We start from the raw sequence: 26,514 nt of genomic DNA, 5'->3' as shown, positions 1-26,514 counted from the left end.
GTCACGATTGCGGAGGCCGGGAATTTGCCCGGCCTTTTATCGTTTCCGGTAGCGGTTGTTTAACAATGACGCCGGAAATACCCCCATGGCAGCCGTCTGCAACCGTGCGTTTTAACGTTCGCTACGTCATCGCCCGCTATACCAGCCTCAAGACGCCGAAAAGCGGCGCGCAACTCTACGCGGGCAGGGCAGGACATGGATGCGCGGTCGGACAGGAACGCAATACCGCTTGCGGTCGATCTCGACGGCACGCTGATCGCGACCGACCTGTTGTGGGAAGGGCTGTTCATCCTTCTCAAGAAGAACCCGCTCTATATCTTCCTCGTGCCTTTCTGGGCCGCCGGCGGGCCGGCGCGGCTGAAGCAGGCGATCGCGCAGCGCATCGACATCGATCCGGCATCGCTGCCCTATCGCGAGGTGCTGCTTTGCCGCCTCCGGACCGAGCACGGCGAAGGCCGCAAGATCGTGCTGGCGACCGGTACGCCGCGCAAGTTCGCCGACGCCATCGCGGCCCATCTCGGCATTTTCGACCAGGTGCTGGCCACCGATGGTCTCGCCAATCTCACCTCGGGCAGGAAGCGCGCTTCGCTGATCGCAGCCTATGGCGATGGCGGTTTCGACTATGCCGGCAACAGCCGTCACGATCTCCAGGTCTTCGATGCAGCGCGCAACGCGATCGTCGTCGCGCCCGACCGCCATGCCGCGCGCTGGCAGGCGGCACATGGCGCCGAGACAATGCCGGCGCCAAAGCCGACTTTGCGGACCATCGTCAAGATGCTGCGTGTCCATCAGTGGCTAAAGAATTCGCTGATCGCAGTGCCGATGGTGCTCTCGCATGAATATTTCAACACCGACATGATCTGGGAATGCCTGCTGGCATTCGTCTCGTTCAGTGCGGTGGCATCGGCCATCTACATCCTCAACGATTTCTTCGACCTCGCGCTCGACCGCAAGCACCTCACCAAGCGCAACAGGCCGTTCGCCAGCGGTGCGCTGTCGATCCCGTTCGGACTTGGCGCGATCGCGGTGCTTCTGGCTATCGGCATCGGCACCGGGCTGTTCCTGTCGCCCGAATTCATGGCTGTGCTCGGCGGCTACATGGTCGTCACCACTGCCTATTCGCTGTCGTTCAAGCGCATGCTGCTGGTCGATGTGCTGACGCTCGCCGGCCTCTACACGATCCGCGTCCTGGCCGGTGCGGCGGCGACCGGCGTCGACGTCTCGTTCTGGCTGCTGGCCTTCTCTATCTTCTTTTTCCTGTCGCTGGCGCTGGTGAAGCGCTTCGTCGAATTGCGCACCACCGCCATCCCGCCTGGCGAGCGCATTGCCGGTCGCGGCTATCGCACGGAAGACCAGGAGATCGTCGCCCAGGCCGGCATGGCCTCGGCCTTCTCCTCGGCGCTGGTGCTGGCGCTCTACATGGACAGTGTCGCGGTGCGGGAGCTCTATCCGCATCCATGGCTGATCTGGCCGCTGGCGCCGATCGTGCTTTATCTCACCATGCGCGTCTGGATCCTGGCGCGCCGCAACGAGATGCATGACGATCCGGTCGTGTTCATCATCCGCGACTGGCGCAGCCAGATCGTGGTGCTGATCGGTGCGGTGATGCTGGTCATCGGGGGCTGGTAGGCATGACCGCCGGACGTTTCCCAAGCTTTGGCCTTGCCACACCGCCGGCGCCGCGCGCCATCGGGGCCGATGAGGCGATCGCGCTGCTGAAGGGCGGTCAGGCCAAGCCGGCGTCGCTGCTTGCCTATGGCAATGGCCGCTCCTACGGCGATTCCTGCCAGAACGAGGCCGGAGCGGTCGTCGATATGCGATCGCTGAACCGGATCCACGCCTTCAACGCCGAAACCGGTGTTCTCGAAGCCGAGGCCGGCGTGCTCTTGTCCGACATCATCGCCCACGCCGCCCCTTACGGCCTCTTCCCCGCCATTGTGCCAGGCACGCAATTCGTCACGCTCGGCGGCGCCATCGCCAATGACGTGCATGGCAAGAACCATCATCGGCGCGGCACCTTCGGCTGCCATGTCGAGAGCTTCACGCTGCTCAGGTCCGATGGAAAGACCCATCGCTGCTCGGCGACAGACAATGCGCGGCTGTTTGCGGCGACGATCGGCGGCATGGGGCTGACCGGCCTCATTCTGTCGGCCTCGATCCGGTTGATGCGGGTGCATTCCCTCGACATCGTCGAAAAGGCGACGCCGTTTCGCGATCTTGGCGAATTCTTCGACCTGGCCGAGGCGGCGGATCAGGCCAACGAATATGCGGTCGCCTGGATCGACCAGTTGGCCGGCGGCCGCAACAGCGGTCGCGGGTTGCTGTTTACAGGCAATCACGCCGAGCACGGCTCGCATGCCGCCTCGCGCGCCGGCGGCAATTTCTCGGTGCCGGTCCAGCCGCCGTTCAATGTGCTCAACCAGCCGTTCCTGACCGCCTTCAACGCCGCCTACAGGTGGAAGAAAGGGCGCTCGACGGCGCCGAGCCAGACCGGCTACCAGGGCTTCTTCTTCCCGCTCGACGGCGTGCGCGACTGGAACCGGCTTTATGGGCCGAAAGGGCTTTTCCAACACCAGAGCGTGGTGCCGGAAGCGGCGGCGCGCGAGGCCGTGCCGGCATTGCTTGCGGCTGCAAGGCAAGCCGGGCAGGGCTCGTTCCTCACCGTATTGAAACGCTTCGGCTCCATCCGCTCGCCGGCGCTGCTGTCGTTCCCGCGTCCCGGCTACACGCTGACGCTGGATTTCCCCAACAGGGGGGCTGCGACGCTGGCGCTGCTGCGGGAGCTCGACTGCATCACGGTCGAGGCCGGCGGCGCGGTCAATCCGTACAAGGACGCCCGCATGGGGGCCGAAATCTTCGCTTCGTCCTTTCCCGAATGGCAGCGGCTGGAAGCGCTCCGCGACCACGCCTTCATGTCTGACTTCTGGGCGCGCACCGCGAAGAGATTGGATGCGCGACGAGGCTCGGTCGAGGCGGCCGAATAGATAAAATTCGAATAATTCCTGGTTAATTGATGATTAACAACGCAATTCACTCAAAATATTGTTGGGACTTCACCAAATGTTTGCGGGTTTGTAATAGGAAGCGCGAAGGGGTGGCTTGGAACACATGAAATACATCGTCTTCATTCTCTTTACCGTCATGACCAATGCCGCCGCGCAGCTGATGCTGAAGCAAGGCATGATGTCGCTCGGACCGATCTCGTTCGAGGGCGTCAATCCGCTCGTCAAGCTGCTGCAGATCGTCTTCAGCCCGTGGGTGTTCCTTGGCCTGTGTACCTTCGTCATCTCGATGGCCTCGCATCTCTATGTGCTGTCCAAGGTCGAACTCTCCTTCGCTTATCCATTCCTCAGCCTCGCCTACGTTGCCGTCGCCATCTTTGCTTATTTCGTCTTCCGCGAGGACCTCAATGGCTGGCGCATCGCCGGTATCGCCTTCATCTGCGCCGGCACGGTGCTGATCGCGCAAAGCGGGCGAGGGCATGAGGACCAGACCGCTTCCATCACGCCCGACAAGATCCAAGCAAACGAGATCGTTCGATGAGACATGTGATTTTCGGCGGCGACGGTTTCGTCGGCCGCCATCTTGCCCCGAAGCTTGTGGCCGATGGTGAAGAGGTTGTCGTCGCCGACATCGTCAAGAACGATCTGCCGCATTACCGCACCGTCCGCTTTATCCAGTGCGACGTCACCGATCCGGCGTCGGTCGCTGCGGTTGGGCTGAAGGCTGATGACATGGTCTACAATTTGTCGGCCAAGATGCTGTCGCCGATCCAGGTGCGCGCCAAGCGGCACGATTTCTTTTTCCCGGTGAATTTTCATGGCACCGAGCACATCATGCAGGCCATGGACAGAGCCGGTGCGTCAAAACTCGTCCACTACACGACCGACATGATCTACGGCCACACGGTCACGCAGCCGATGACCGAGGAGCACCCGGTGGCGCCGCTGGGCGAATATGGCTGGTCGAAGCAGAAGACTGAGGAGTTGGCGGCCGAATGGCGCAAGCGCGGCATGTCGATCTCGCTGTTTCGCCCGCGCCTGATCATCGGCCCAGGCCGGCTCGGCATCTTGGAAAAGCTGTTCAAGCTGATCGATTGGAACTTTCCGGTGCCGATGATCGGTTCGGGCAGGAACCCCTATCAGTTCATCTCGGTGTTCGACTGCGCCGAGGCCGCGCGCGCGGCCTGGAAGGCCGGCGTGCCAAACGAGGCCTACAATCTCGGTTCGCTCAATCCGCCGCCGGTCAAGAAATTGCTCGGCGATCTGGTCAGGCATGCCGGCTCGAAATCGATCCTGATCCCGACACCGGGCTGGGCGGTCAAGCGCACGCTCGACCTGCTCGACCTCTTGAACATGCCGATCATGGACCCGGAACAGTATCTGATCGCCGACGAGGACTGCGTGCTCGACGTGTCCAAGGCCGGGCGCCAGCTCGGCTGGGTGCCGCAATATCGCGACGAGGACATGCTGATCGCCGCCTATAGCGAGTACTGCGCAAAGAAAGCCGGCCACGCAGTCGCCACCAAACATGTGCCCGCCGAATAGCGGCTCGCAAAACAGCTTTCGTTGCGCCCGACCCTGGTCGTGCGTGCAGACAGGAGATTGAAATGACCGTCATGGCCAAGCCAGAACAGACGAACGTGCGTACCGTGGTCAGCGCGCCGTCGCTGTCGCCCGCCACCATCGCCAAGCCCGATTTGATCAGCGTCGAGCAGGCCAAGGCGATGGACGTCGCCCGCATGACCGACCTGTTCAAGGCGCATCTCAACCCCGGCCAGCTGCACTTCATGAAGCTGCTCGGCTTCCACAAGATCAAGATCGAGCGTGCCGAAGGCATGTTCTACATCGACCAGAACGGCCGCAAGATCCTCGACTTCTTCGGCGGCTTCGGTTCGCTGGCCTTTGGCCACAATCATCCGCGCATCCTGGAAGCACGCAAGAAATTCCAGGAGGAGAAGCGCCAGGAAATCGCCATCGCCTTCATGTCGCAATATGCGGCGGCACTTGCGCACAACATCGCCCAATGCTCGCCCGGCGATCTCGACATGGTGTTCCTGGGCTCGTCCGGCTCGGAGGCGATGGAAGCGGCGGTGAAGCTCGCCGAGCGCGCCGCCGGTCCGAAACGGCCGAAAATCGTTTATGCCGAGAACTCCTTCCATGGCAAGACCAAGGGTGTGCTGGGCATCACCGACGGCCAACTCTACCGCGCCGACTTCAAGGTGGCCGAAAACACGGTCCGCATCCCGTTTGCCGACATCGAGGCGGTCGAGCGCCTGTTCCGCTCCGATCCGGAGGTCGGCGTCATCGTGCTGGAAACCATCCAGGGTGGCGGCGGCATCATCCAGGCGCCTGCTGAATATTGGCAGAAGCTGCGCGCGTTGTGCGACCAGTATGGCGTGCTGTGGGTCGCCGACGAAGTTCAGTGCGGCTACGGCCGTTCGGGCCGCTTCTACGCCTTCGAGCATTACGGCGTCATTCCCGATGTGACGGCGCTGGCCAAGTCGCTCGGCGCCGGCAAGGCGGCGGTCGGCGCGATGATTGCCCGGCGCGAGGTCTACATGAAGGCCTACGGCACGCCCAAGACGGCGATGATCCATGCCATGGCAACCTTCGGCGGCATGGGCGAGGCCTGCGTCACTTCGATCGAGGGGCTCAACGTGCTCTATGACGAGGGGCTGATCGACAGCGCCGCCGTCACCGGCGACTATCTGTTGCAGCGGCTGCAAGCGCTCAGGGAAAAGTACCCGAAGATCATCAAGGATGTGCGCGGCAAGGGTTTTATGGTCGGCCTGGAGTTCCACGACTTCTCGCAGACCTTGCCGATGGTGCTGCGGCCGATCGTCAGCGTGCTCGACGACAAGCTGAAGGGCTCGCTGTCGGGCTTCGTCGGCGCGTTGCTGCTGCGCGACTACGACGTGCTGGTCGCCTTCACCGAGTACAACCGCAACGTCATCCGGCTGGAGCCGCCGTTGATCTGCCAGCGCGAGCATGTCGACAGCTTCGTCGATGCCTTCGACAGCCTGCTGTCGCGCGGCATCGTGTCGATCGTCAAGGATTTCGTCAAAAGCCAGGTTCGTTAAGCGAGTTCGCTGGGTACAACGATGCTGACCAAGTCGCCCGCTCCACAAAACCCACTCGACCGGCTCACCGAGGCCGGTCTGGCGTGGGGCGAGGGGACTTATGCGCGGCTGGCGGCACCCATCGGCGCCGCGGCCTTCGCGCTCTACATATTTTTGACGGCGTTCACGGCGTGGGTGATGCCCGACGCGAACTGGGACATGCTGCCCTATCTCGCCATAGCGGAGGAGGGCACCTATCCCGATGCACAAGCGCTGCACGACTATGCCTACAACACAGTCAAATCGGGCGTTTCGGCAAGCGATTATAAGGCGCTGACCGATGATGGCGGCGGCTTCCGCAGCCATATGGCGGAGAATGCCGCCGACTTCCATTCGCTGCTCGGCATGTACCGGATCAAGTTCCTCTACGCCGAGATCCTGTCGACGATGAGCGCGGTGATGTCGCCGGTCGAGGCGATGCGCCTGGTCTCAGTGTTCTCGGTTCTGCTGTTCGGCGCGATCGCCCTGATGTGGCTGCGCTCCGAGGGGGCACTGGCCTTGGCGCCTGTGGTCGGCGCGGTGCTGATCATGGCCGATTTCGGCGATGCGGCGCGCGCCTCGACGCCGGATCTGCTCACATCGGCGCTGTTGCTGGGCGGGCTTTATGCCTATGTCCGCGGCCGCGAGGTGGCAACGGCGATCCTGCTCTTCCTCGCCTTCATGGTGCGGCCGGACAATATTGTTTTCCTTGCGATTTTCGCGATCCTGCTGGTCGCGTTCCGGCAGAGGGCATGGGGCGCGCTGGCCGGTTTTGCCGCTTCCTTCGTTGCCTATTTCGCCATCTCGCACTGGGCGCATCATCCCGGCTGGTGGCCGCATCTGTGGTTCTCCAGCATCGAGCAGCACTACAATATGGACGGGTTCGAACCGCCATTCTCGGTGGGTGCCTATCTCAGAGCTTTCGCCACCTCGCTGCTGCGCGCCGTCAACCTGAACAATTGGGTCGGCGTGTCGGTGCTGGCACTTGCCGGCTGGTTTGCCACCTCCCGCGCCGGCTTCCGCCTCGATCGCGGCGCCGGCATTCTGTTCGCGGCACTGGTGCTCGGCGCGCTGGCGAAGTTCACCGTCTTTCCGATCCACGACACACGCATCTATTTCCCGCATCTGATCCCGCCATTCCTGCTGCTGGCGACGCCGTTCATGGCGTGGTGGGCGGCCGTGGCTCGCGGCAAGCGTCCCGCCGCCTTGCACGCCATTTCCGGAGACAAGTCATGAGTTCGCTATCCAGCCTGGCGCGCGTTGCCCTGTCGCTTGGTCTTCCCAGTGGCGTTCTCGATCGCGGGCCCTCACTGCGCGGCACGAAATTCCTGGCCAAGGCGGCGCTGAAGGCGCGGTTTGGTGGGACAGGACGGCCGTTCCAGATGGTCAATGTCGGAGCCTGCGACGGCGCGCTGTTCGACGATGTGACGCCGTGGCTGCACCGGATTGCCGGCGCACGCGCGATGCTGGTCGAGCCGATCCCCTACAATCAGAAACGGCTGCGCGCCAACTACCCCGACACGGACCGTTTCGTCATCGAGCCGGTGGCGGTGACGAAGGCCATGGGCACGATCACCGTCCATACCTTCGATGCCGCCGCGCTCGAGGCCGGCACGCTGCCCATCGAATTCATCGGCTGCTCGTCGGTCACCGACACCAATCTGATGTCGGGCAAGAATGCCTGGGGCGAGGCCGACGCCAACTTCAACAAGTTCGCACCGCATCTCAGGGATATCGAGGTGCCATCCGAGACCCTGCAGACGCTGCTCGACCGCAACGGCATCAGCCATATCGACGCTTTCCTCGTCGATTGCGAGGGCGCCGACTGGATCGTCTTCGAACAGCTCGACCTCAAGCGCTACCGTCCCGGCATGATCAAGGTCGAGGTTGGCGCGCTGCTGGCCGCCGAGATCGGCCAGGTCGTGGTCAAGCTGAAGACATCAGGCTATCAGGTCGGTTTCCAGGCCGAGGACATCTGGGCCTTCGCCTGAGTTAGCCCACCGAAAAGCGAACCGCCCCAGGCGCCGGTGTGAAGCATTCTGCCGTCTGGTCGCTCGGCTTTTTGCCAATGTCGCAAACAGGCTTCAATCGTGCTGCCGCTCCGCCCTATAGTCCGCCCGCTTTATCACTTTGGAGTCGCGGGCAATGGCAGAGTTTCCGAAAAAGGCGAAGGTCGTCATCGTCGGCCTGGGCGGTATTGTCGGCGCATCGATCGCCCATCATCTGATCGAACGCGGCTGGGACGACATTGTCGGCATCGACAAATCAGGCATCCCGACCGATATCGGCTCGACCGCGCATGCCTCCGATTTCTGCTACACGACCAGCCACGATTTCCTGTCGTGCTGGACGACGCTCTACTCCATCGATTTCTACGAGAAGATGGGTCATTACGCGCGTATCGGCGGCCTTGAGGTCGCGCGCGTCGGCGACGACAGCCGCATGGAAGAGATCAAGCGCAAGATCGCCTCCGCCAAGGCGTTTGGCACGCGCGCCCGTCTGATCGAACCGGCCGAGATCAAGGAAAAATTTCCGCTGATCGAAGAAGCAATGGTGCAGGGCGGCCTGTGGGATCCCGATGCCGGTCTGGTCATCCCGCGGTCGCAGACGGTCGCCGGCAAGCTGGTCGACCAGGCGGAAGCCTCGGGCAAGCTCAAATCCTTCGCCAACACGCCGGCTCGGTCGCTGGTCGTCAAGGACGGCCGCATTTCAGGCGTGGTGACCGATCGCGGCACCATCGAGGCCGACTATGTCATCGTCTGCGCCGGCATATGGGGCCGGCTGATCGCGGAAATGGTCGGCGAGGATCTGCCTGTCATGCCGATCGACCATCCGCTGACCTTCTTCGGCCCCTACAACGAGTTCGCCGGCACCGGCAAGGAGATCGGCTGGCCGCTGCTGCGCGACCAGGGCAACTCGGCCTATATGCGCGACACCGGCGATCCCAGGACCGCCGAGGGCGGGCAGATCGAATGGGGCTATTACGAAGAGACCAACCCGCGCCTTTGCCATCCGCGCGACCTGCTTGAAAAAGACCAGGCGCGGCTGTCGCCGTCGCAGCGCGATCTCGACATGGAGCAGATCCTGGCGCCGCTCGAACGCGCCATGGAACTGACGCCGATCCTCGGCGAACTCGGCTACAATGAGAGCCATTCCTTCAACGGGCTTCTCCAGGTGACGGCTGATGGCGGCCCGTCCATGGGCGAAAGCCAGAGGGTGCGGGGCCTGTGGTATGCGGTCGCCATCTGGGTCAAGGATGGTCCCGGCATGGGCAAGCTGATCGCCGACTGGATGACCGACGGCCGCACCGCGATCGATCACCATGCCATCGACTATGCGCGGTTCTATCCGCACCAGACCAAGGAGCAGTTCATCTGGGATCGCTGCACCGAGACGGCCATGAAGGTCTACAATCCGGCCGTGCACCCGCGCGAGCCTTTCTCCAAGGCCCGCAACATCAGACGTTCGCCGTTCTGGGAGCGCGAGAAGGAACTCGGCGGATATTTCATGGAGCTGGGCGGCTGGGAGCGCGCCCACGGCTATGCCGCCAATGAGCATCTGCTGGAAAAATACGGCAACCGGGTGCCGGTGCGCGAGAACGAGTGGGACAATCGCCATTTCTGGCGCGTCTCCAATGCCGAACATCTCGCCATGAGCGAGGATTGCGGCATCGTCAACCTGTCGCATTTCGCCATGTACGACATCGAAGGCCCGGACCATGTCGCGCTGCTGGAATGGCTGTGCGCGGCCAAGATCGGCGGCGACAACAACATCGGCAAGGGTATCTACACCCACTTCCTCGACGAGGAAGGCATGGTGCGCGCCGACTTCACCGTCATCCGCATGGCCGACCGCTGCCGTTTGATCGATGGCGCCGACGCCGGTCCGCGCGACTTCCAGTACATGCGCCGCACGGCACAGGACAAAGATTTCGACGTCACCATCACCGACGTGACCGAGAAATATGTCACCATCGGCATCTGGGGGCCGAACGCCCGGGCGACGTTGCAGAAGGTGGTCGAGAATCCGGACGGGCTCTCTGTTGAGAACTTCCCATTCGCGGCGATCAAGCCGGTCCGGATCGGCGGCAAGGATATCACCGCTTTCCGCATCTCCTATGTCGGCGAGCAGGGCTGGGAACTGCATATGCGCTACGAGGACGGCCTGGCCGTCTGGGACGCGCTGCGCTCGACCGGCGTGATGCCCTTCGGCGTTGAGACCTATGCCAACACCCGCCGTATGGAAAAGAGCCTGCGCCTGCAGAACGCCGACCTTTTGACCGAGTACAACCTGCTCGAAGCCGATCTTGCGCGTCCGAAGGTCAAGGAGAATGACTTTTGCGGCAAGGCCAAGCATGTCGAATACCGCGCCCGCGAGCACCAACCGGCCATGCTGTGCACGCTGGTGATGACCAGTAATGTCGATTCCAAAGGCGTTGCCCGCTATCCTGTCGGCACGATGCCGGTGATGGACCCGAAGACCGGCGAGACGCTGGTCGACGAACTCGGCCGCCGGTCGTTCACCACGTCGATGGCCTATGGCCCGACCATCGGCAAGAACATCGGCCTCGCCTATCTGCCATGGGCCTACGCCCAGGAAGGCCGCAAGCTCACCATCGAGTATTTCGGCGAGACCTATCCGGTTGAAGTCGCCGCTGTCGGTTACAAGCCACTCTACGATCCGGAGAATTTGAAGCCGCGCAGCTGATCGCCCGGCAGGCGCAAAAGGCATGAAGGCAAAAGCCTGGCCATCGGCCGCGCTTTTCTCTTCTTAAACAGACGATTCTCGCTTACCCTTGCGGCATGTCTGCTTTTGCCCGCGCAAGACATTTCCTCTCAGGCTGCGCCGCATTCGCGCTAACGCTCTGGCTGGCGCCAGTGTCCCTTGCGGATGAGCCTGTCGATGTCGAGCTGGTGCTGGCGGTCGACGTTTCGCTGTCGATGTCGCCGGAAGAGCTCGAGATCCAGCGTCATGGCTACGCAGCCGCATTGACGCACGACAATGTGCTGCAGGCCATTGCCAATGGCGCCCATGGCAAGATCGCCGTCACCTATGTCGAATGGGCCGGTACCACCTGGCAGCGCGTCATCGTGCCGTGGACGGTGATCGCCAGCCGCACCGACGCCGAGCGCTTGGTTGCGCAGTTGCCGGCGCAGCCGCCCAACAGCGCGCGGCGCACCTCGATCTCCGGAGCGCTGGAGTTCGGCAACGACCTGTTCGCCGAAAGCGGCTACCGAGGCACGAAGCGGGTCATCGACATTTCGGGCGACGGCCCCAACAATCAGGGCGCGCCGGTCAACCTGACCCGCGACGAGCTGATCAAGCAAGGCATCGTCATCAACGGTCTGCCGCTGATGACGCGAGGCGGCTTCACCGGCGCCTACGACGTCAGCAATCTCGATCGCTACTACAGCGACTGCGTCATTGGTGGTCCCGGAGCCTTCATGATCCCGGTCAATGACTGGACGCAGTTTCCCGAAGCCATTCGCCGCAAGCTGGTGTTGGAACTCGCCGGTCCGGCCTCGCCGCAATGGGCGGCGGAAGAAGCCGCCCATCCGCCGGTGATATTGGCACAGGAGAGATCCACCACCGACTGTCTGGTCGGCGAGAAAATGTGGCGAAACCGCAGCTGGATGTTCGACAGCCGCTAAAGCTCTTCCCCATTGAGCGTGATCTTTGCCGAACCGGCTCCCATTGCCTATCTGCTCGGGCTTAAGCTCCAGGCTTGCCTCCGCGACCGAAGCAGTGGCAAACTGGGCAGGCCGCGTGACCCAGCCAGGAGCGCTGCCGAACCGAGGAAAAACCGATGAGACGTCTTGCCATCCTGACCGCAGTCGCGTCCGTGCTGTATGCCGACGTCGCCAGCGCCCAATACAACCAGGCTGCCTGCATCATGTTCGAGAACGGGAATTTTCGCGGGCGGTCCATCGGCATGGGTGCCGAGGATTCCGTAAATTTTCGTGGCGGCCAGTTCTGGAATGACCGTGTGTCGTCGGTGATCGTTCGCCGCGGCTGCACGCTCGTGGCCTATGAGGATTCTCGGATGGGCGGCCGCTCGATCGAGATCACGCGCAGGATCCGCAATTTGGGCGGCAGTGACTGGAACGACCGTATCTCCTCGGCGGAATGCACCTGCGATGATTACTGAGGTTGGTTTCAGGCAGCGGGACGCCGCTGCCTGACGACATCATGACACTAGCCTGTTTGTCCGTGGGCGTATCGGATCAGGCCGCCAGCAGCTGCTTGCGGTCGACGCGCTCCTGCTGCGGCGAGCGGGCGTAGAGTTCTCGGTAGCATTTGGAGAAATGCGATGCCGAGACGAAGCCGCAGGCGACCGCCACCTCGACTACCGGCATCGACGACTGGATTAGCAGATGCCTGGCGCGGTCGAGCCGGATTTCGAGATAATAGCGGGCGGGGGAGCGGCCCATCTCGGTGCGGAACAGCCGCTCGATCTGGCGGCGCGACAGATCGACATGGTCGGCGATCTCGATCAGTGACAGCGGCTCCGACAGATTGCCCTCCATCAGCTCGATGATGGTCAGCACTTTCGAGTTCTGGACGCCGAGGCGGGCGCGTAGTGGCAGGCGCTGGCGGTCGGTGGGGCTGCGTACGCGGTCGGTCAGCACTTGCTCGCAGACGCGGTTGACGAGGTTCTCGTCAAAGTCGTCGCCGATCAGCTTCAGCATCATGTCGAGCGCGGCAGTGCCGCCGGCGCAGGTATAGATATTCTGGTCGATCTCGAAGAGGTCGGCAAAGACATTGGCCTTCGGAAACGCCTCGGAAAAGCCCGGCAGGTTCTCCCAGTGGATGGCGCAGCGCTTGTTGGACAGAAGCCCGGCGGCGGCGAGGATATGCGCGCCGGTGCACAGGCCGCCGACGGCGACGCCGCGATTGTATTCCTCGCGCAGCCAGGCGAAGGCGGACTTGTTCTGGTAGCGCTCGACATTGATGCCGCTGCAGACGATGGCCATGTTCGGCCGGTCGGGACCTGCCATCTTCTTGCGTTCATCCTCGAGCGACGTGTTGACCGCGCATTCGACCCCGTTCGAGGCGCGCACCGGCTTGCCGTCGATGCTGGCGAGGCGCCAGCGATAGGCCTCGTAGCCGAGCATGCGATTGGCCGAACGCAACGGGTCGAGCGCGGTCGCAAAAGCGATCATGGTGAAATCGGGAATAAGGAAGAATACAAACGATCGCTTGATCGGATGCTTTACCGCGTTCAAGGGAACCTCACACAGCCATGGCGCGAACAGGATGTCGCGAATAGCATAGCGACATCAGGAAAAACCATGTCTGTCAATCGGCTACGCCGCTCCGACAAGATTAAATTTGCGACATGGGTCGCAAATGGGCAATCGGCGTGCAGCGAGCCCTGGAAGTGGCACGAACTGTTCAAGGGACGGGCAACGTACGGCCTGCGCGCAGAACAAAACGCCGCTCTGGCTGGAGCCAGGCGGCGTTGCAGTTTTAAAGCAGCGGCAGGGATGCGCCGCCTCTAGAAATCTTCAGGCGATGAAGCCGAGGCGCGCCGCATTCATGGCGCCGGTCTGGCCGGGCATGGTGTTGGCAAGACGCTGACGCTCGAGAGCGGTGGTCAGGTTCATTTCGCGGCGGGCAAAGAGGCGTGCAAAAAGCTTCATAATCATCTCCATTTGTTGCTTAGACGGGTCGCCTTCGCTTGATGGAGTGGGGCAGCTCGTTTGCTGGCGCCGATATAGGCTTGTGTAAGCAGAAACTAAATCGCAAAAGCGAAGCGCTTGATATGAAATGCGACATCGATAGCGACAGATTTGAGCAAGGTGCCCAAAATTTACGATTATTTACAAGGCATTAGTTGGAAACAGGCGCTGCTATGCGGCTTTCTCATATGCGTCATGCGCCGGCGACATGGCTCCAAAGCTCAGTTGAATACAAATAAAACAGAGAAGGCCTGCCGGGCGGGCTGCGCGGCAGGCCTTCAGCACATGGTACACACGATCTACTTTGCTCCAGCCCAGGATCCGATGCCATTGCGAGTACCGGTCTTGGTGTCGGAAGCTTCAGGCCAGCCGATATCCTTCTGCAGTTCGATCGGCAGGGAGCGGATAGCGCGCTCGGTCTGGTAGCGGGCGCGTGCCGCGCTGAATTCGGTCGCGATGCGACCAAGGGACGACAGGATAGACATCTCTTTCTCCTTTGGGTTGGCTAGTGCCAGACAGCGAGTTGGCTACTGCGGGTTTGTTTCAACTTCATTTCGTGTCGAATGCAGGTCTGTGTCGAGGTCGTTTCATGGCTGCTTGTGGCAGCTACTGCTTCGATGGAGTTGACTATCCTCCCAATCTGATGTTCAATCAAACGAAATGGAATGATGTTTTGTATCAGAAAAATTGAAGGTCGGTTGCCATGAACGCCCCGCTCAATCATCCGCTGCCACTGCTCGATCTCGATGTTTTGCGCACGTTCGTGGCGATTGCCGAGACCGGCAGCTTCACCACCGCCGCCAATGCCGTGTTCCGCACGCCGTCGGCCGTTTCCATGCAGATCAAGAAGCTCGAGGACATTCTCGGCCGCTCCGTGTTCGCGCGCGACGCTCGCTCGGTGTCGCTGACCACGGACGGCGAGATGCTGCTCGGCTATGCCCGCCGGCTGCTGTCCATCAATCGCGAGGTGGTGTCGAAGTTCATCATTCCCGACATTGTCGGTGTGGTGCGGCTTGGCTCGCCGGACGATTACGGTGAGCGCGTGCTGCCGCATGTGCTGAAGCGTTTCGCGCAGTCGCATCCGTCGATCGCCGTCGACGTCACCATAGACCAGAGCAGCAATCTGCGCCGGCGCATGGACGACCGGGCGCTCGACATCACGCTGTTGACCAATTCCTACAAGACCAGCGCGCTCGGCGCCGAGGTGCTGCTGACCGAGCCGATCGTCTGGGCCGGTGCCAAGGGCGGCTGTGCGCATCTGCGCGAGCCCTTGCCGGTATCGCTGTGGGAAGAGGGCTGCGCCTGGCGTGCCGGGGCGCTCGACGCGCTTGGCCGCGAGGGCCGCAACTACCGCATCGCCTATATGAGCGCGCACACGGCCGGCCAGCGCGCCGCGATCATGTCCGATCTCGCCGTGGCGCCATTGCCGAAGTCGTTCCTAGGCAACGACATGGTCGAACTCTGCCCGAAGGACGGCATGCCCGACATCGGGACCTACAATCTGGCGATGGTGGTGGCGCCGGATGCCAGTGCCCCGGTCAAGGCCGTTGCCGACCACATCCGCGCGACTTTCGAAGTCTTCCGGGAAACCGGCAAGTTCTGACCGGCTGGCAAGGACGATAGTATAGAGCTACTCCGCCGCTTCGGCGGGGCGCTGTTCATGCCTTACTCTCGTATCGTGCACGATCCGGCTCTCCCCGAGAAAGGCGACGATGCGCTCGCGGGCGCGCCGCGCTTCCGGCATGTCGATCAGCGGCCAGACGTGGAACATGCCTTCCTCATAGACAAGATCGATTTCAACGCCGGCTGCGCGGGCTTTTTCGGCGAAGATCAGATTGTCGGGAGTCAAAAGATCGCGCGAGCCGGTCAAAAGCAGCGTTCTTGGCAGCACGGACAAATCTCCATAGACCGGGCTGATGTGCCAATCGCTGGGATCGATGCCGGCACTGTACAGGCGAATTGCCTCTCGTCCGCCAGCTATGCCCAGCCAAGGGTCGTTGCGTTCCGCCTCGAACACTGCGGGATTGGTGAGCGACACGTCGAGACCCGGCGAAATGAGCACATGCCGCGACGGCAGGGGCAGTCCTTCTTCGGCGGCCATCATGGTCAGCACCACAGCCATATTGCCGCCGGCGGAATCGCCCATGAAGACGATGTCTTCGGCTTCCGTCTCGGTGAGCATCTGCCGGTAGACATCGCCAACCATTCCGAACATGGCATGGAAATCGTGTTCGGGAGCGATTGGATAGATCGGCACCGTGATCCCGTAGCCCAGCCGCTCCGCCATCTCGGCGATTAGGTGCCAATGATAGGGTGTGATTTCAAAGACATAGGCACCACCGTGCAAGTAGAGAATCCGCTTCTGCTCGCCGGTCCTGGGTGCGATTTCGTAGACGGGGAAGCCATCGACCGCATGCATCTCGATGTCGAGACGCTGGTGCAGCGAGGCGGGCGGCCGGTGGTTCTCGGTCTTGCGCGCGGCCGCGATCCAGCGCTGCAGATTTTCCGGACTGGCAAATGCCTGCTTGCGGCTGTGCCGCAGGACAAAAGACACGACATGGCTTTTCAAACTTGGCATGCGGATACGCGAACTTCGGCCAAAGCCGACTAAGAGAACCCCCCACTATCTTCGAAGATCGTGCCGTGGCCGAAAATGTCAAGATTCGCGCCGTATCTACACGGTGGTGTGATCCGCGCCGCGATGCTCAGCGGCGCGGCAAAAGTGCGGCACGCAGCCGGTTGCTGGTGGTCGCCGGGGACATGCGAGATCCCCGGCGCATGCCGAGCAATTTGCATTTGTCGGCGAAGGTCATCAGCGCGCGGCGCTCCAGATGGTGTTGATGAGTGCTGCCTTTTCGCTGGATCGCGGCGACACCGGCCAGCCGATGTCCTTCTGAATCTCAGGCGGCAGGCTGTTCAACAAGCGCCGCGCCTTGCTGCGGTCGTGAGCATTCTTGATGGCCGTGCCATAGCGGCCGAGGCTTTCGAGCATTGACATCGTTGTCTCCTCTGGAGCGTTGCGACGGCTGAAAGATATCTCCAGCCTGCCATTCGATGCCGGTTGAATGCGCCTGCCATGTATCTGGCGAATTTCACGAAAACAGCGTTTTGGTTTCCGGATCAAGCGATCCGGAAACATTTGCATGCAAATGAGTTTGGAAAGGCGGTGGCCTGGGCGCGGCCGCTTATTCCCGTCCACGCCTGGCGGCGTGGCCTTCGCGCGAACGCCGTCGCGGAGCGGCGTCGCCGGCAACGCCGTCCTCGCTGACCGTCTTGCGCGGCGGCAGTTTCACCGCCGCCGACAGTTTCGGGAACGGATCGACCTTGTTGGGCAGCGCCATGGCGTAGACGAAATGCTCCTGGAATTTCGGTTCCAGCGCCGTCTCGATCTTCTCGATCTTGCTGACCGTGTCCTCGATCTCGCGGCGGTAGCCGCGATTGAGCAGCGCCATGCGGGCGCCGGCACCGGCGGCGTTGCCGACGGCCGAGACCTTGTCGAGGTCGCAATCCGGGATCAGGCCGAGCACCATGGCGTATTTCGGATCGATGAAGGAGCCGAAGGCGCCGGCGAAATGGATGCGGTCGACATGCTCGGTGTTCTGCTTTTCCATCAACAGCTTGGTCCCGGCATAAAGCGCTGCCTTGGCAAGCTGAATGGCGCGCACATCGGTCTGGGTGATGGTGATCTTCGGCCCATCTTCCGTCAATGCGGCGGAGCCTTCCTTCAGCACATAGGAGAAGGTGCGGCCGTTGGCGGTGACGCGCGGCGAACGGGCCGAAAGCCCGCCGTCGATGACGCCGTCCTCGGAAATGATGCCGGCGAGATACATCTCCGCCACCACTTCGATGATGCCGGAACCGCAGATGCCGGTGACGCCGGTTGCCTGGACGCTTTCCAGGAAGCCCGGTTCGTCGGACCACAGTTCCGAGCCGATGACGCGGTATTTCGGCTCCAGCGTGTCTGGGTCGATGCGCACGCGCTCGATCGCGCCCGGTGCGGCGCGCTGGCCGCCGGAGATTTCAGCACCCTCGAAGGCAGGGCCGGTGGGCGAGGAGGCCGCAACCACCCGCTGGCGATTGCCCAGTACGATCTCGGCATTGGTGCCGACATCGACGATCAGCATCATCTCGTCCTGGCGATGCGGGCCTTCCGACAGCGTGACGGCCGCCGCGTCCGCTCCGACATGCCCGGCGATGCAAGGCAGCATGTAGAGTCTGGCGCCCTGGTTGAGCTTCAGGCCGATGTCGGATGCCTTGATATGCACGGCGCCCGAAACGGCCAGCGCAAAGGGCGCGCCGCCAAGCTCGGTCGGATCGATGCCGAGGAACAGATGGTGCATGATCGGATTGCCGACGAAGACGCTGTCCAGGATGTCGTTGCGCTGGACATTGCCTTCGGCACAGACCTTGTCGACGAGACCCGAGATGGCCTCGCGCACGGCGACCGTCATGCCTTCGCGCCCGTCAGGATTCATCATCACATAGGAGACGCGGCTCATCAGATCCTCGCCGAAGCGGATCTGCGGGTTCGACGTGCCGGACGAGGCGGCGACGCGGCCCGATAGCAGCGATACCAGATGCATGGCGATGGTGGTCGAGCCGATGTCGCAAGCCAGCCCATAGGCTTCGTTCTTGAGGCCGGGCCAAAGTGCTACGACGCGCGCGGTCTCCGAATCGGCATCCTTGTAGATGGCGGCGGTCGCGGTCCAGTTGCCCTTGCGCAGGATGCCTTGCACCTGCGGCAGCAGATGAAAATCGAAATCAAGGCTTTTCAAGCCCCAGTCGTGCATCAGCGCGATCTTCAGCCGGTCGAGATCGCCAAGCGGCTTGTGCATGTCGGGTTCTTCGATCTCGACATAGCACATGCGGATCGCCGCATCGCGGGCGATCACCCTGGTGTCGGCATCCTTGCGGATGGTCTGCGCGTTGATGACCGTATCCTGCGGCACGTCGATGACGAGGTCGCCGAGGATCTGCGCCGAGCAAGAGAGGCGGCGCCGTTCGGGCAGGCCGCGGACGCGCTCATAGCGCTCTTCCTTGGCACCCTTGGGCGTGATGTGGTCGTTGGAGGAGGTGATCTTGTGCTTGGCGAAATTGCCTTCCTGCACTTCGATCTGGCAGCGTCCGCAGGTGGCGCGTCCGCCGCAGACGCTTTCGACATAGACGCCAAGCTGGCGCGCGGCGTCTAGCACGGGCGTTCCAACTGGAAAACGCCCGCGCTTGCCCGACGGCATGAACAGCACGAGGGGGTCGGTGATGTTTGCAGGTGAATTCACGATTGCGCGCTTATCCTCGGCCCATCCGGGCTTCACGGCCGCCACGGCGGCGACCTCCATTGCTAGCACCATCACCCGGAGCATTGACCTGGGTCGGGGCGGCGATCGCCTGGCCGCCTTCGGCCGGCTTGTAATCCTTGTAAGTGCGGATCCAGTTGGTGCAGTTCTCGTCGGTGCCGTTCAGCACATTGGCGCCGCGCACGGCTTCCATTTCCTGCGGACGCACCGGGTTCATGATGGCCGAGGTCATGCCGGCGCCGATCACCATCGGGATGAAGGCGGCGTTGATACCGTGGCGGTGCGGCAGGCCGAAGGAGATGTTGGACAGGCCGCATGTGGTGTTGACCTTGAGCTCTTCGCGCAGGCGGCGCAGCAGCGCGAACACCTGGCGGCCGGCGTCGCCCAGCGCGCCGATCGGCATCACCAGCGGATCGACGACGACGTCATGCGCCGGAATGCCGAAATCGGCGCAGCGCTGAACGATCTTCTTGGCGACGGCGAAGCGCACGTCCGGATCCATGGAAATGCCGGTCTCGTCGTTGGAGATGGCGACGACAGGCACATTGTACTTCTTCACCAGCGGCAGGATGGCTTCGAGCTTTTCTTCCTCGCCGGTGACGGAGTTGACCAGCGGGCGGCCCTTGGCAACTTTGAGTGCGGCTTCGATCGCTGCGGTGACGGAACTGTCGATCGACAGCGGCAGGTCGACCAGCCCTTGCACGATCTCCAGCGTCTGCACCAAAAGGCCGGGTTCGGTCTCGTTCGGGTTAACCGAAGTGACGCCGGCGTTGACGTCGAGCATGGTGGCGCCGCAGGCCGCCTGCTCGAGCGCGTCCCTGATGACGGTCTCGAAATTGCCCGCGATCATCTCGGCGGCCAGCTTCTTGCGGCCGGTCGGGTTGATGCGTTCACCGATCACGCAGAACGGCTGGTCGAAGCCGATGATGATTTCTCGTGTCGCCGAAGCGACGATGGTACGGGTCATGAATTCTCTCCGCCGTGATATAAAGATTTCTTTATATCGTTATCTGGTTTCGTTCAAGCGAATGGAGGGCCGTCCGCGCTTCGCCTCGAGTTAAAGTATGTCGTTGTCCCAAAACCGGTTCCCCCTTTTGGGCGACATACATCAGTGCGCGGTCTTCACCATGTCCACCTGCGTTTCGGTAATGTCGTCGTGCAGTATGTGCTCGAGCCGATCGGCGACCATCTGGTCGTCGCGGCGAATCTCACGCTTCCACGGCTGGCGGCCCTTCAGCACGCCCGATTCATCGACGATCTCGGCGACATATTCCTCTTGCCGGTAGGCCATCACATGGACGCCGGAAACGCCTGATATTTCCTTCACCTCGTTGATGATGTCGATGCAGAGCTGCTTGCCTTCCTTTTTCTGGTCCTGGGCGCCTTCCAGCCGCTTGATAACCGAATCGGGAATATGGATGCCCGGCACATTCGAGCGGATCCACTTGGCCGTTTTGGCCGAGGCCAGCGGCCCGACGCCAACCAGGATGAAGCATTTTTCGGTGTAGCCGAGGTCGCGCACCTTCTGCATGTAAGTGCGGAACATCGGCACGTCGAAGCAATACTGGCTCTGCACGAATTGCGCGCCGGCGGCGATCTTCTTGCCCAGGCGATGCGGGCGGAAATCGATCGGCGGCGCGAACGGGTTGATCGCAGCACCCAGGAAAAGCTGCGGCGGCGTCGTCAGCTTGCGGCCGGACAGGAACTTGCCATTGTCGCGCATGATGCGGCAGGTTTCCAACAGGGACATGCAGTCAAGGTCGAACACCGGCTTGGCGCCGGGCTGGTCGCCGGCCTGCACGCCGTCGCCGGTGAGGCACAGCATGTTGGCGACGCCCATGGCGGCACCACCGAGCACGTCACCCTGGATGGCGATGCGGTTCTTGTCGCGGCAGGCGATCTGCATGATCGGCGCATAGCCCATGCGGGTCAAAAGCGCACAGATGCCGACCGACGACATGTGGCAATTGGCGCCCGATGCGTCGACGGCGTTGATGGCGTCGACCCAGCCATCGAAGATCTTCGCCCTGTTATAGACGTCTTCCGGATCGGCGCTGTCGGGCGGGTTGAGTTCCGTGGTCACCGCGAACTCGCCGCGCCGCAGGACGCGTTCCAGCCGGCCGCGCGAGGTGTGGCCGGGCAGGGGTTCGAGCGGCAGGTGGATGCCAGCCGGGTTCTCGTCGCGCTGGCGGCCGATCATGCCGACGCCCCGGTGTTGGCCGTCTCATTCTTGGCGGCAGCGGCCGCTTCGCGCGCGGTGGCCGCCTGCGCGGTCACCCGCAGCCAGGCCGAGGTTTCGCGCAGCGACTGGTCGACCGGCTTCTGCACGGTCAGGATCCTGTCGCCGTGCACCATGTTTTGCGAGCCTTCCCAGGCCTTGACCCAGACGCAGGGCATATCGGGCTCGACCTCGCAATTGCCGTTGGCGCGGACGCCGCCGCAAGGGCCGTTGCGCAATTGCTTGGGGCAGTTCATCGGGCACGACATGCCGGTCGAGGACAAGATGCACTGGCCGCACATGCGGCAGTCGAACATGAAGCCCTTCACGCGCTTCTCGACGAATTTGATCGGCCCTTCGATGCGGCCGTAGCCTATGCCCTTCCAGAGGGGATGGAGGAGCAGGAACATGTCGGCGAATTTGGCGTAGAACCATTCGAGCAATCGCGAGTGCCGCACAGACCACAGCCGAACCGCAAAGGAACGCTGCACGCGCCGTTGCGGCGACACGTCGGCCGGCTTGTAGTCGGATTTCGGCGCTGCCTTCTTGACCAGAGTGGCCTGGGTAACAGCCGGCCCCTCCTTGGCAGGAATGGTCTCAGACATTTTCTTTGCCGCCCGCCTTGACCAGCGCGACCAGCCGCTCACGGTCATATTTCGTGTCGATGTCCTGAAAAGCCTTCTCGACCTCGGCTTCGAGGTCGTCGCCAACCGGAATGGGATCGGCCTTGCGCCATTCGGCCAGATAGTCGTCGGTGCCGCCGGCGCCAGTGCGCATGGCGCACATGTCGATCGCCTCGGTGAAGCGCAGCGGCAGTTCACGTTTGGCGTTCTGCCGACCCTTCTTGACGATGATCTGGGCGGGGATATCGCGCCAGTAGACGACGATCAGATCGGCCATGAATTCTCACTCCTCGATCTGCGAGCATTGCCGGAAGCGCAGTGGGGCCGCTTGTTATGGGACGACGCGCGCGCATTCAAAAGCGACGCATTTGGATGTCGTAAAATGAAAGGTGGGTTTATTCGTTTGCGGCGTGTGCTGGCGGCAGGTTCGACGCGCCGGAAGAGCCAGCGTGCGGCATGCGGATACGGGCGAGGAACTCGCTACCAGATGCCGGTTCTGAGGCCCGTCCAGACGTAGAACCAGATCGTCGGATGATACCACAGCTTCGAAGGCAGGCCGGGATCGATCGTCGTGAGTTTTCCAGCCAGTGCATCGCTGACGGCCTCGACGCAGATGTCGCGCGAGAACGCCGTCTGGCGTAGCGCGTGACTTGAGATGGTGTCGCCCTTTTTCGATCTGCCGCGCGCCTGCTTCAGCACGCCACCGGTGTCGACGCCAGCGTCGACGAGGTGGACAGTCGTGCCGAAATTCTGCGCATCGCCTGATACCAGAGCCCAATAGCCGCCATTCATGCCGCGATATTTCGGCGTGATGCCCGCATGGTAATTGAGCACCGGGCAGGGCATTTTCCTCAGCATCTCCGCCGAGATTAGTCGGCAACCGTTGAGCAGCACAACGCCTGGCCGGATCTTCTGGATCACCTGCAGGCACTCAAGCCCATTGGCCGAGGATACTTGGATGATCTCCTGGCCTGGTCGCGGCTCAACCTCCAGCTTCTCCTCGGCAATCAATCGCGCGCTATGGCCGGCCAGGAATCGCTTGCCCAACCTGCTCAGCACCATCGTGCCAAGTTGGCCGATGGCGGAGATCCAGCCCTGGCGGCGAGCCCGGCCGCGAAGCAATTGCTTTTTGGATTCAGGCGTTTCGAGGACGACGCTGACAGGACCAACGCGATCGGCAATTGCATTGATCATAGCCCAGACATGCTGGCCGCCCCCGGTGACGACCACGATCGGACGCGTACTGGATTCTAATGCTGCCATGGATACTGCCCCTCCAAGCAACCCGTTCTCGACAATGGACGGGATGCTAGGGTGTCCGGGTTAATCCTTGGTGATCAGCCTTCGATACACAGTCAGCGCTTGAATTCGATGATATCGAGCTTCGATTCGTAGTAGGGCGCCGGAAATTCGATGCGCCATTCCTTGGCGCTGTTGCGGAAGGCGTAGCCGACCTGGTCGGTTTGCGGGCCGCTTCCATAGGGCTTTGCCGGATCATCGTTGACATAGAAGGAGCCGAGATAGATCGCGCGTTTCTCGCCATCGTCGAAGAAGCGGCCCTTGGTGCGCTGCGAGCCGCTGATCTTTTCCAGCCGCCAGCCGGAACCGTCGTCGGTCACCTTGCACTTGAACCAGCCATAGATGACGAGCGGCAAAGGTCCGCCGGCCTTGATCGTGCGGCACTGCCAGCTGCCGGTCAGGTCCTTGTCGGAAAAAGCCACCAGCGGCTTTGCCAGCAGGGCATCGAGTTGCTTGACCTCGGCCGGGTTGCCTGCCTTCGCCTCGGCAAGGGCTGCCTTGCGGGTCTCGCCATATTTGTCGAGCCGCGTCTTGTCGGCTGGGGTGATGAGTTTCTGTATCTCGCCGTCGGCATGAGCGGGAAGAGTGCAGCAGAGCAGGCCGACAAGGGCGAACAGCGGGCGAAGTGTCATAAGAGGCCTCCCGGTTGAAGTCTGGCGCAGCGCCGGCTGGTGCATAACTTATCGGGTCGCTGGCGCCTGTCATCCGTGCTTAACAGCGTCACGGTCAAAAATCATGGTGTGACGAATGCGAATCTTGCTCACGGGGTCGTCGGGTTGGTTGGGCAGCGCTTTGGCGCCGCGTCTGCGCGCGCTCGGGCACGATGTCACCGGCCTCGATCCTGTGCCATCGGCGGAGACCCTCATCGTCGGCTCAATCGCTGATCGCGACCTTATCATGCGGACAGTTCGGGACAACCGGATCGAGGCGATCATCCACAGCGGCGCGTTGCACAAGCCCAACATAGAGAGCCGCGCCAACAGCGATTTCGTCGCCACCAATGTGCAAGGCACGCTCAACCTGCTCGACGCGGCGGTGGCGGCCAGCGTGCAGCGCTTCGTCTTCACCTCGACGACCTCGCTGATGATTTCGCAGGCAATACGCGACGGGTTCAGCGGTGGTGCGCGCAAGGCGACCTGGCTGACGGAAGCGATGTCGCCCGAGCCACGCAACATCTATGGCGTCACCAAGCTTTCGGCCGAGCATCTCTGCCGCCTCTATCACATCCAGCACGGGCTGCCGGTGGTGGTGCTCCGCACGGCCCGCTTCTTTCCCGAAGCCGACGACATGGCGCATGCGATCGAACAGTCGGACGCCAACACCAAGGCCAATGAGCTGTTGTTTCGCCGATTGACGGTGGAGGACGCGGCCGATGCCCACATCCTTGCCCTGGAAAAGGCACCAGAGCTGGGTTTCGACATTTTCATCGTCTGCGCGCCGACGCCGTTCCGGCCCGATGATTGCTCGGCGCTGATTGCCGATGCCCCGTCGGTCGTCGCGCGCTACTTTCCGGATTTTCCGGCCCTCTACGCGCGAAAAGGCTGGACGATGTTTTCCTCCATCGACCGGGTCTACGACGCGTCGCGGGCGAGGGACAGGCTGGCTTTCGTCTGCAAGACGAGCTTTGCCGATATACTTGCAGCGTTACGCGCGGAAGAGGGGCAGCCTAGCCGGTGACCGCTGCGGCGTGCGCCATTCCGGCCGTCAGGTCGCCATAGCCGGTGGCGCGGCGTTCGTAGACGAGACCGAGCATTCTGGCGGCCTTTTCGGCGACCTTGTCGAGTTCCGGATCGTTGGTCTGGGCCAGATAGATCAGCTTTTCGTAGTTGCCGAAATAGTCCTTGATCAACTCCGGATGCTTGTCGAGGCCGAGCGGCTTCATGAAGAAGGCGTCGAACTGCCGGCAGAGGAAATCGGTCATGTAGAACGACATCATGTCGTCGTCTGCGACCTTCGCGTAGGCCTCCATGCCCTGGTAGAATGCGAAGCAATGCGGGCCGGCCATGCGCTCGACGCCATGCTTCTCGCAGACCCTGTCGAGCAGGCCGCCGGTGCCGCAATCGGCATAGCCGACGAAGATGTTGCTGTAGCCTTCGGCCTTGGCCTTTTCGATTGCCTTGTCCATGGCCGGAGCGATGCGGTCCGGGTAGAAGTGGAATTCCGCCGGCAGGCAGGTCAGGTCGAGGTGATCCAGTCCGAGCTGTTCCTTGACGGCCAGAACTTCACGCGCAATCATCCCGCAGGCGATGACGAGCAGCCTGTCGTCTTGATTCGGTTTCGTTTTTTGCGTCTTGGCCATGGAACCAGTCGAGCGGCCTTCGTTGTTGTGGCGCTAATTTATCTATTGAGGGAGACACCGTCTATGAAACTGCTACGCATCACGCCGATTGCCATACTGGCCTGCGCCTTGGCCCTTGCGGCTTGCGCGAACACCGTCCGTGGTGTCGGCAGGGATGTCAAATCGACTGCCAAGGCGGTCGAGGACACCGTCACCAAGCCCTGATCCGCGCGCGGCCTTCTCCACCATCTGGGAACAAAAAAGCCGCGCTGCAAGGCGCGGCTTCCTATTGTCCATGCCGGATTGGCCAATCAGGCCGAAGCGCGCACATTGTGCTTGCGCTTCATGTAGTCCTTGGCGGTCTCGACCGCCACCGCCGCATCGCGGCAATAGGCATCGGCGCCGACGGCCTTGCCAAACTCCTCGTTCAGCGGCGCGCCGCCGACCAGCACGACATAATCGTCGCGGATGCCCTTTTCCTTCATCGTATCGATGACGACCTTCATGTAAGGCATGGTCGTGGTCAGCAGTGCCGACATGCCGATGATGTCCGGCTGGTGCTGTTCGATCGCATCGAGATATTTCTCGACCGCATTGTTGATGCCGAGATCGATGACGTCGAAGCCAGCACCTTCCATCATCATGCCGACGAGATTCTTGCCGATGTCGTGGATGTCGCCCTTGACGGTGCCGATGACCATCTTGCCCTGCTTCGGCGCGCCAGTGGCGGCGAGCAGCGGGCGCAGGATGAACATGCCGGCCTTCATCGCATTGGCCGACAGCAGCACTTCGGGAACGAACAGGATGCCGTCGCGGAAATCCTCGCCGACGATGCGCATCCCTTCGACCAGCGCTTCCGTCAGCACCTTGTAGGGCACCCAGCCGCGCTCGAGCAGGATGTTGGTGCCTTCCTCGATCTCTTCCTTCAGCCCGTCATAGAGATCGTCGTGCATCTGCTGCACCAACTCGTCGTCGGAAAGTTCAGAAAGGATGATCTCGTCGTCGGACATTTGTATCGAG

Annotated in this window: 27 protein-coding genes; 13 read left to right on the top strand and 14 right to left on the bottom strand. The window is 62.2% G+C overall.

The features are described 5' to 3' along the window. Positions 1 to 195: 195 nt before the first annotated feature. From EOA13_RS09780 to EOA13_RS09735, 10 genes are all read left to right on the top strand, one after another. Positions 196 to 1,629 (top strand): UbiA family prenyltransferase, encoded by a 1,434-nt coding sequence (locus tag EOA13_RS09780; protein WP_127291837.1) that lies wholly within the window; start codon positions 196 to 198, stop codon positions 1,627 to 1,629. Positions 1,630 to 1,631: 2 nt separating this feature from the next. Then, positions 1,632 to 2,984 (top strand): FAD-binding oxidoreductase, encoded by a 1,353-nt coding sequence (locus EOA13_RS09775; protein ID WP_127291835.1) that lies wholly within the window; start codon positions 1,632 to 1,634, stop codon positions 2,982 to 2,984. Positions 2,985 to 3,108: 124 nt separating this feature from the next. Next, the gene (locus EOA13_RS09770; RefSeq protein ID WP_127291832.1) at positions 3,109 to 3,543 is read left to right on the top strand and encodes an EamA family transporter; all 435 of its coding nucleotides are present in this window, start codon (positions 3,109 to 3,111) and stop codon (positions 3,541 to 3,543) included. Then, a complete protein-coding gene (locus EOA13_RS09765) occupies positions 3,540 to 4,547 on the top strand; it encodes an NAD(P)-dependent oxidoreductase (protein ID WP_127291829.1) in 1,008 nt (335 codons plus the stop codon). Before EOA13_RS09770 ends, EOA13_RS09765 begins: the two co-directional genes overlap by 4 nt. A gap of 62 nt (positions 4,548 to 4,609) precedes the next feature. Next, positions 4,610 to 6,082, top strand: coding sequence for an aspartate aminotransferase family protein (locus tag EOA13_RS09760; RefSeq protein ID WP_127291826.1), 1,473 nt, complete (start codon positions 4,610 to 4,612; stop codon positions 6,080 to 6,082). A gap of 21 nt (positions 6,083 to 6,103) precedes the next feature. Further along, the gene (locus EOA13_RS09755; RefSeq protein WP_127291825.1) at positions 6,104 to 7,336 is read left to right on the top strand and encodes a DUF2029 domain-containing protein; all 1,233 of its coding nucleotides are present in this window, start codon (positions 6,104 to 6,106) and stop codon (positions 7,334 to 7,336) included. Further along, positions 7,333 to 8,091, top strand: a complete 759-nt coding sequence (locus EOA13_RS09750) for an FkbM family methyltransferase (protein ID WP_127291822.1) — start codon at positions 7,333 to 7,335, stop codon at positions 8,089 to 8,091. Before EOA13_RS09755 ends, EOA13_RS09750 begins: the two co-directional genes overlap by 4 nt. Positions 8,092 to 8,245: 154 nt before the next feature. Beyond that, positions 8,246 to 10,807, top strand: coding sequence for an FAD-dependent oxidoreductase (locus tag EOA13_RS09745; RefSeq protein WP_127291820.1), 2,562 nt, complete (start codon positions 8,246 to 8,248; stop codon positions 10,805 to 10,807). A 95-nt stretch (positions 10,808 to 10,902) separates the two neighbouring features. Beyond that, the gene (locus tag EOA13_RS09740) at positions 10,903 to 11,751 is read left to right on the top strand and encodes a DUF1194 domain-containing protein (RefSeq protein ID WP_127291818.1); all 849 of its coding nucleotides are present in this window, start codon (positions 10,903 to 10,905) and stop codon (positions 11,749 to 11,751) included. A 155-nt stretch (positions 11,752 to 11,906) separates the two neighbouring features. Further along, positions 11,907 to 12,248 carry a peptidase inhibitor family I36 protein gene (locus EOA13_RS09735; protein ID WP_023812325.1) on the top strand — a complete coding sequence of 114 codons (342 nt, stop codon included), beginning with the start codon at positions 11,907 to 11,909 and terminating at the stop codon, positions 12,246 to 12,248. 76 nt (positions 12,249 to 12,324) lie between these two features. Here EOA13_RS09735 and EOA13_RS09730 read toward each other — a convergent pair whose 3' ends face one another. From EOA13_RS09730 to EOA13_RS09715, 3 genes are all read right to left on the bottom strand, one after another. Continuing rightward, positions 12,325 to 13,263 (bottom strand): GlxA family transcriptional regulator, encoded by a 939-nt coding sequence (locus EOA13_RS09730; protein ID WP_348625597.1) that lies wholly within the window; start codon positions 13,261 to 13,263, stop codon positions 12,325 to 12,327. Positions 13,264 to 13,608: 345 nt separating this feature from the next. Continuing rightward, the gene (locus EOA13_RS39345; RefSeq protein ID WP_023812324.1) at positions 13,609 to 13,743 is read right to left on the bottom strand and encodes a hypothetical protein; all 135 of its coding nucleotides are present in this window, start codon (positions 13,741 to 13,743) and stop codon (positions 13,609 to 13,611) included. Between the two features lie 338 nt (positions 13,744 to 14,081). Continuing rightward, positions 14,082 to 14,267, bottom strand: coding sequence for a hypothetical protein (locus EOA13_RS09715; RefSeq protein ID WP_013531162.1), 186 nt, complete (start codon positions 14,265 to 14,267; stop codon positions 14,082 to 14,084). A 218-nt stretch (positions 14,268 to 14,485) separates the two neighbouring features. Between EOA13_RS09715 and EOA13_RS09710 the strand changes: the two genes are divergently transcribed. Next, a complete protein-coding gene (locus EOA13_RS09710; RefSeq protein ID WP_127291815.1) occupies positions 14,486 to 15,385 on the top strand; it encodes a LysR substrate-binding domain-containing protein in 900 nt (299 codons plus the stop codon). A 27-nt stretch (positions 15,386 to 15,412) separates the two neighbouring features. On the opposite strand, the gene EOA13_RS09705 is transcribed toward EOA13_RS09710, so the two are convergent. The 9 genes from EOA13_RS09705 to EOA13_RS09665 form a co-directional block, all read right to left on the bottom strand. Further along, positions 15,413 to 16,360 (bottom strand): alpha/beta hydrolase, encoded by a 948-nt coding sequence (locus EOA13_RS09705; protein WP_127291812.1) that lies wholly within the window; start codon positions 16,358 to 16,360, stop codon positions 15,413 to 15,415. Between the two features lie 234 nt (positions 16,361 to 16,594). After that, positions 16,595 to 16,774: a hypothetical protein gene (locus EOA13_RS09700; protein ID WP_348629751.1), complete on the bottom strand. Its 180-nt coding sequence runs from the start codon at positions 16,772 to 16,774 to the stop codon at positions 16,595 to 16,597. Between the two features lie 193 nt (positions 16,775 to 16,967). Next, on the bottom strand, positions 16,968 to 19,118 hold the full coding sequence (locus EOA13_RS09695) for an ASKHA domain-containing protein (RefSeq protein WP_127291809.1): 2,151 nt from the start codon (positions 19,116 to 19,118) through the stop codon (positions 16,968 to 16,970). Then, positions 19,069 to 20,043 carry a methyltetrahydrofolate cobalamin methyltransferase gene (locus EOA13_RS09690; protein ID WP_027034745.1) on the bottom strand — a complete coding sequence of 325 codons (975 nt, stop codon included), beginning with the start codon at positions 20,041 to 20,043 and terminating at the stop codon, positions 19,069 to 19,071. Before EOA13_RS09690 ends, EOA13_RS09695 begins: the two co-directional genes overlap by 50 nt. A gap of 141 nt (positions 20,044 to 20,184) precedes the next feature. Continuing rightward, positions 20,185 to 21,276 carry a methylenetetrahydrofolate reductase gene (locus EOA13_RS09685; protein ID WP_063168204.1) on the bottom strand — a complete coding sequence of 364 codons (1,092 nt, stop codon included), beginning with the start codon at positions 21,274 to 21,276 and terminating at the stop codon, positions 20,185 to 20,187. After that, positions 21,273 to 21,899 carry a methylenetetrahydrofolate reductase C-terminal domain-containing protein gene (locus tag EOA13_RS09680; protein WP_127291806.1) on the bottom strand — a complete coding sequence of 209 codons (627 nt, stop codon included), beginning with the start codon at positions 21,897 to 21,899 and terminating at the stop codon, positions 21,273 to 21,275. Before EOA13_RS09680 ends, EOA13_RS09685 begins: the two co-directional genes overlap by 4 nt. Beyond that, on the bottom strand, positions 21,892 to 22,194 hold the full coding sequence (locus EOA13_RS09675; protein ID WP_127258521.1) for a virulence factor: 303 nt from the start codon (positions 22,192 to 22,194) through the stop codon (positions 21,892 to 21,894). Before EOA13_RS09675 ends, EOA13_RS09680 begins: the two co-directional genes overlap by 8 nt. A 203-nt stretch (positions 22,195 to 22,397) precedes the next feature. Beyond that, complete coding sequence (locus EOA13_RS09670; RefSeq protein ID WP_127291803.1) at positions 22,398 to 23,180, bottom strand: formyl transferase; 783 nt, start codon at positions 23,178 to 23,180, stop codon at positions 22,398 to 22,400. 92 nt (positions 23,181 to 23,272) lie between these two features. Further along, positions 23,273 to 23,848, bottom strand: coding sequence for a DUF4893 domain-containing protein (locus EOA13_RS09665; RefSeq protein WP_127291801.1), 576 nt, complete (start codon positions 23,846 to 23,848; stop codon positions 23,273 to 23,275). Positions 23,849 to 23,963: 115 nt separating this feature from the next. On the opposite strand from EOA13_RS09665, the gene EOA13_RS09660 reads away from it, so the two are divergent. Then, entirely contained in the window at positions 23,964 to 24,893 is a 930-nt protein-coding gene (locus EOA13_RS09660; RefSeq protein ID WP_127291798.1) for an NAD(P)-dependent oxidoreductase, read from the top strand. Here the strand turns inward: EOA13_RS09660 and EOA13_RS09655 are convergent. After that, positions 24,883 to 25,515, bottom strand: a complete 633-nt coding sequence (locus EOA13_RS09655; protein ID WP_127291795.1) for a DUF1638 domain-containing protein — start codon at positions 25,513 to 25,515, stop codon at positions 24,883 to 24,885. The genes EOA13_RS09660 and EOA13_RS09655 overlap by 11 nt on opposite strands. On the opposite strand from EOA13_RS09655, the gene EOA13_RS39560 reads away from it, so the two are divergent. Further along, positions 25,501 to 25,719 carry a hypothetical protein gene (locus EOA13_RS39560; RefSeq protein WP_318011966.1) on the top strand — a complete coding sequence of 73 codons (219 nt, stop codon included), beginning with the start codon at positions 25,501 to 25,503 and terminating at the stop codon, positions 25,717 to 25,719. The two genes, EOA13_RS09655 and EOA13_RS39560, sit on opposite strands and share 15 nt — an antisense overlap. An 86-nt stretch (positions 25,720 to 25,805) precedes the next feature. Here EOA13_RS39560 and EOA13_RS09645 read toward each other — a convergent pair whose 3' ends face one another. Next, positions 25,806 to 26,504 (bottom strand): B12-binding domain-containing protein, encoded by a 699-nt coding sequence (locus EOA13_RS09645; protein ID WP_126069400.1) that lies wholly within the window; start codon positions 26,502 to 26,504, stop codon positions 25,806 to 25,808. Positions 26,505 to 26,514 lie beyond the last annotated feature (10 nt).

The sequence above is a fragment of the Mesorhizobium sp. M7A.F.Ca.US.011.01.1.1 genome (assembly GCF_003998295.1).
GTDB lineage: Bacteria > Pseudomonadota > Alphaproteobacteria > Rhizobiales > Rhizobiaceae > Mesorhizobium.
The sequence above is the reverse complement of the archived record's forward strand: the minus strand, read 5'-3'. Positions and strand labels throughout refer to the sequence as shown.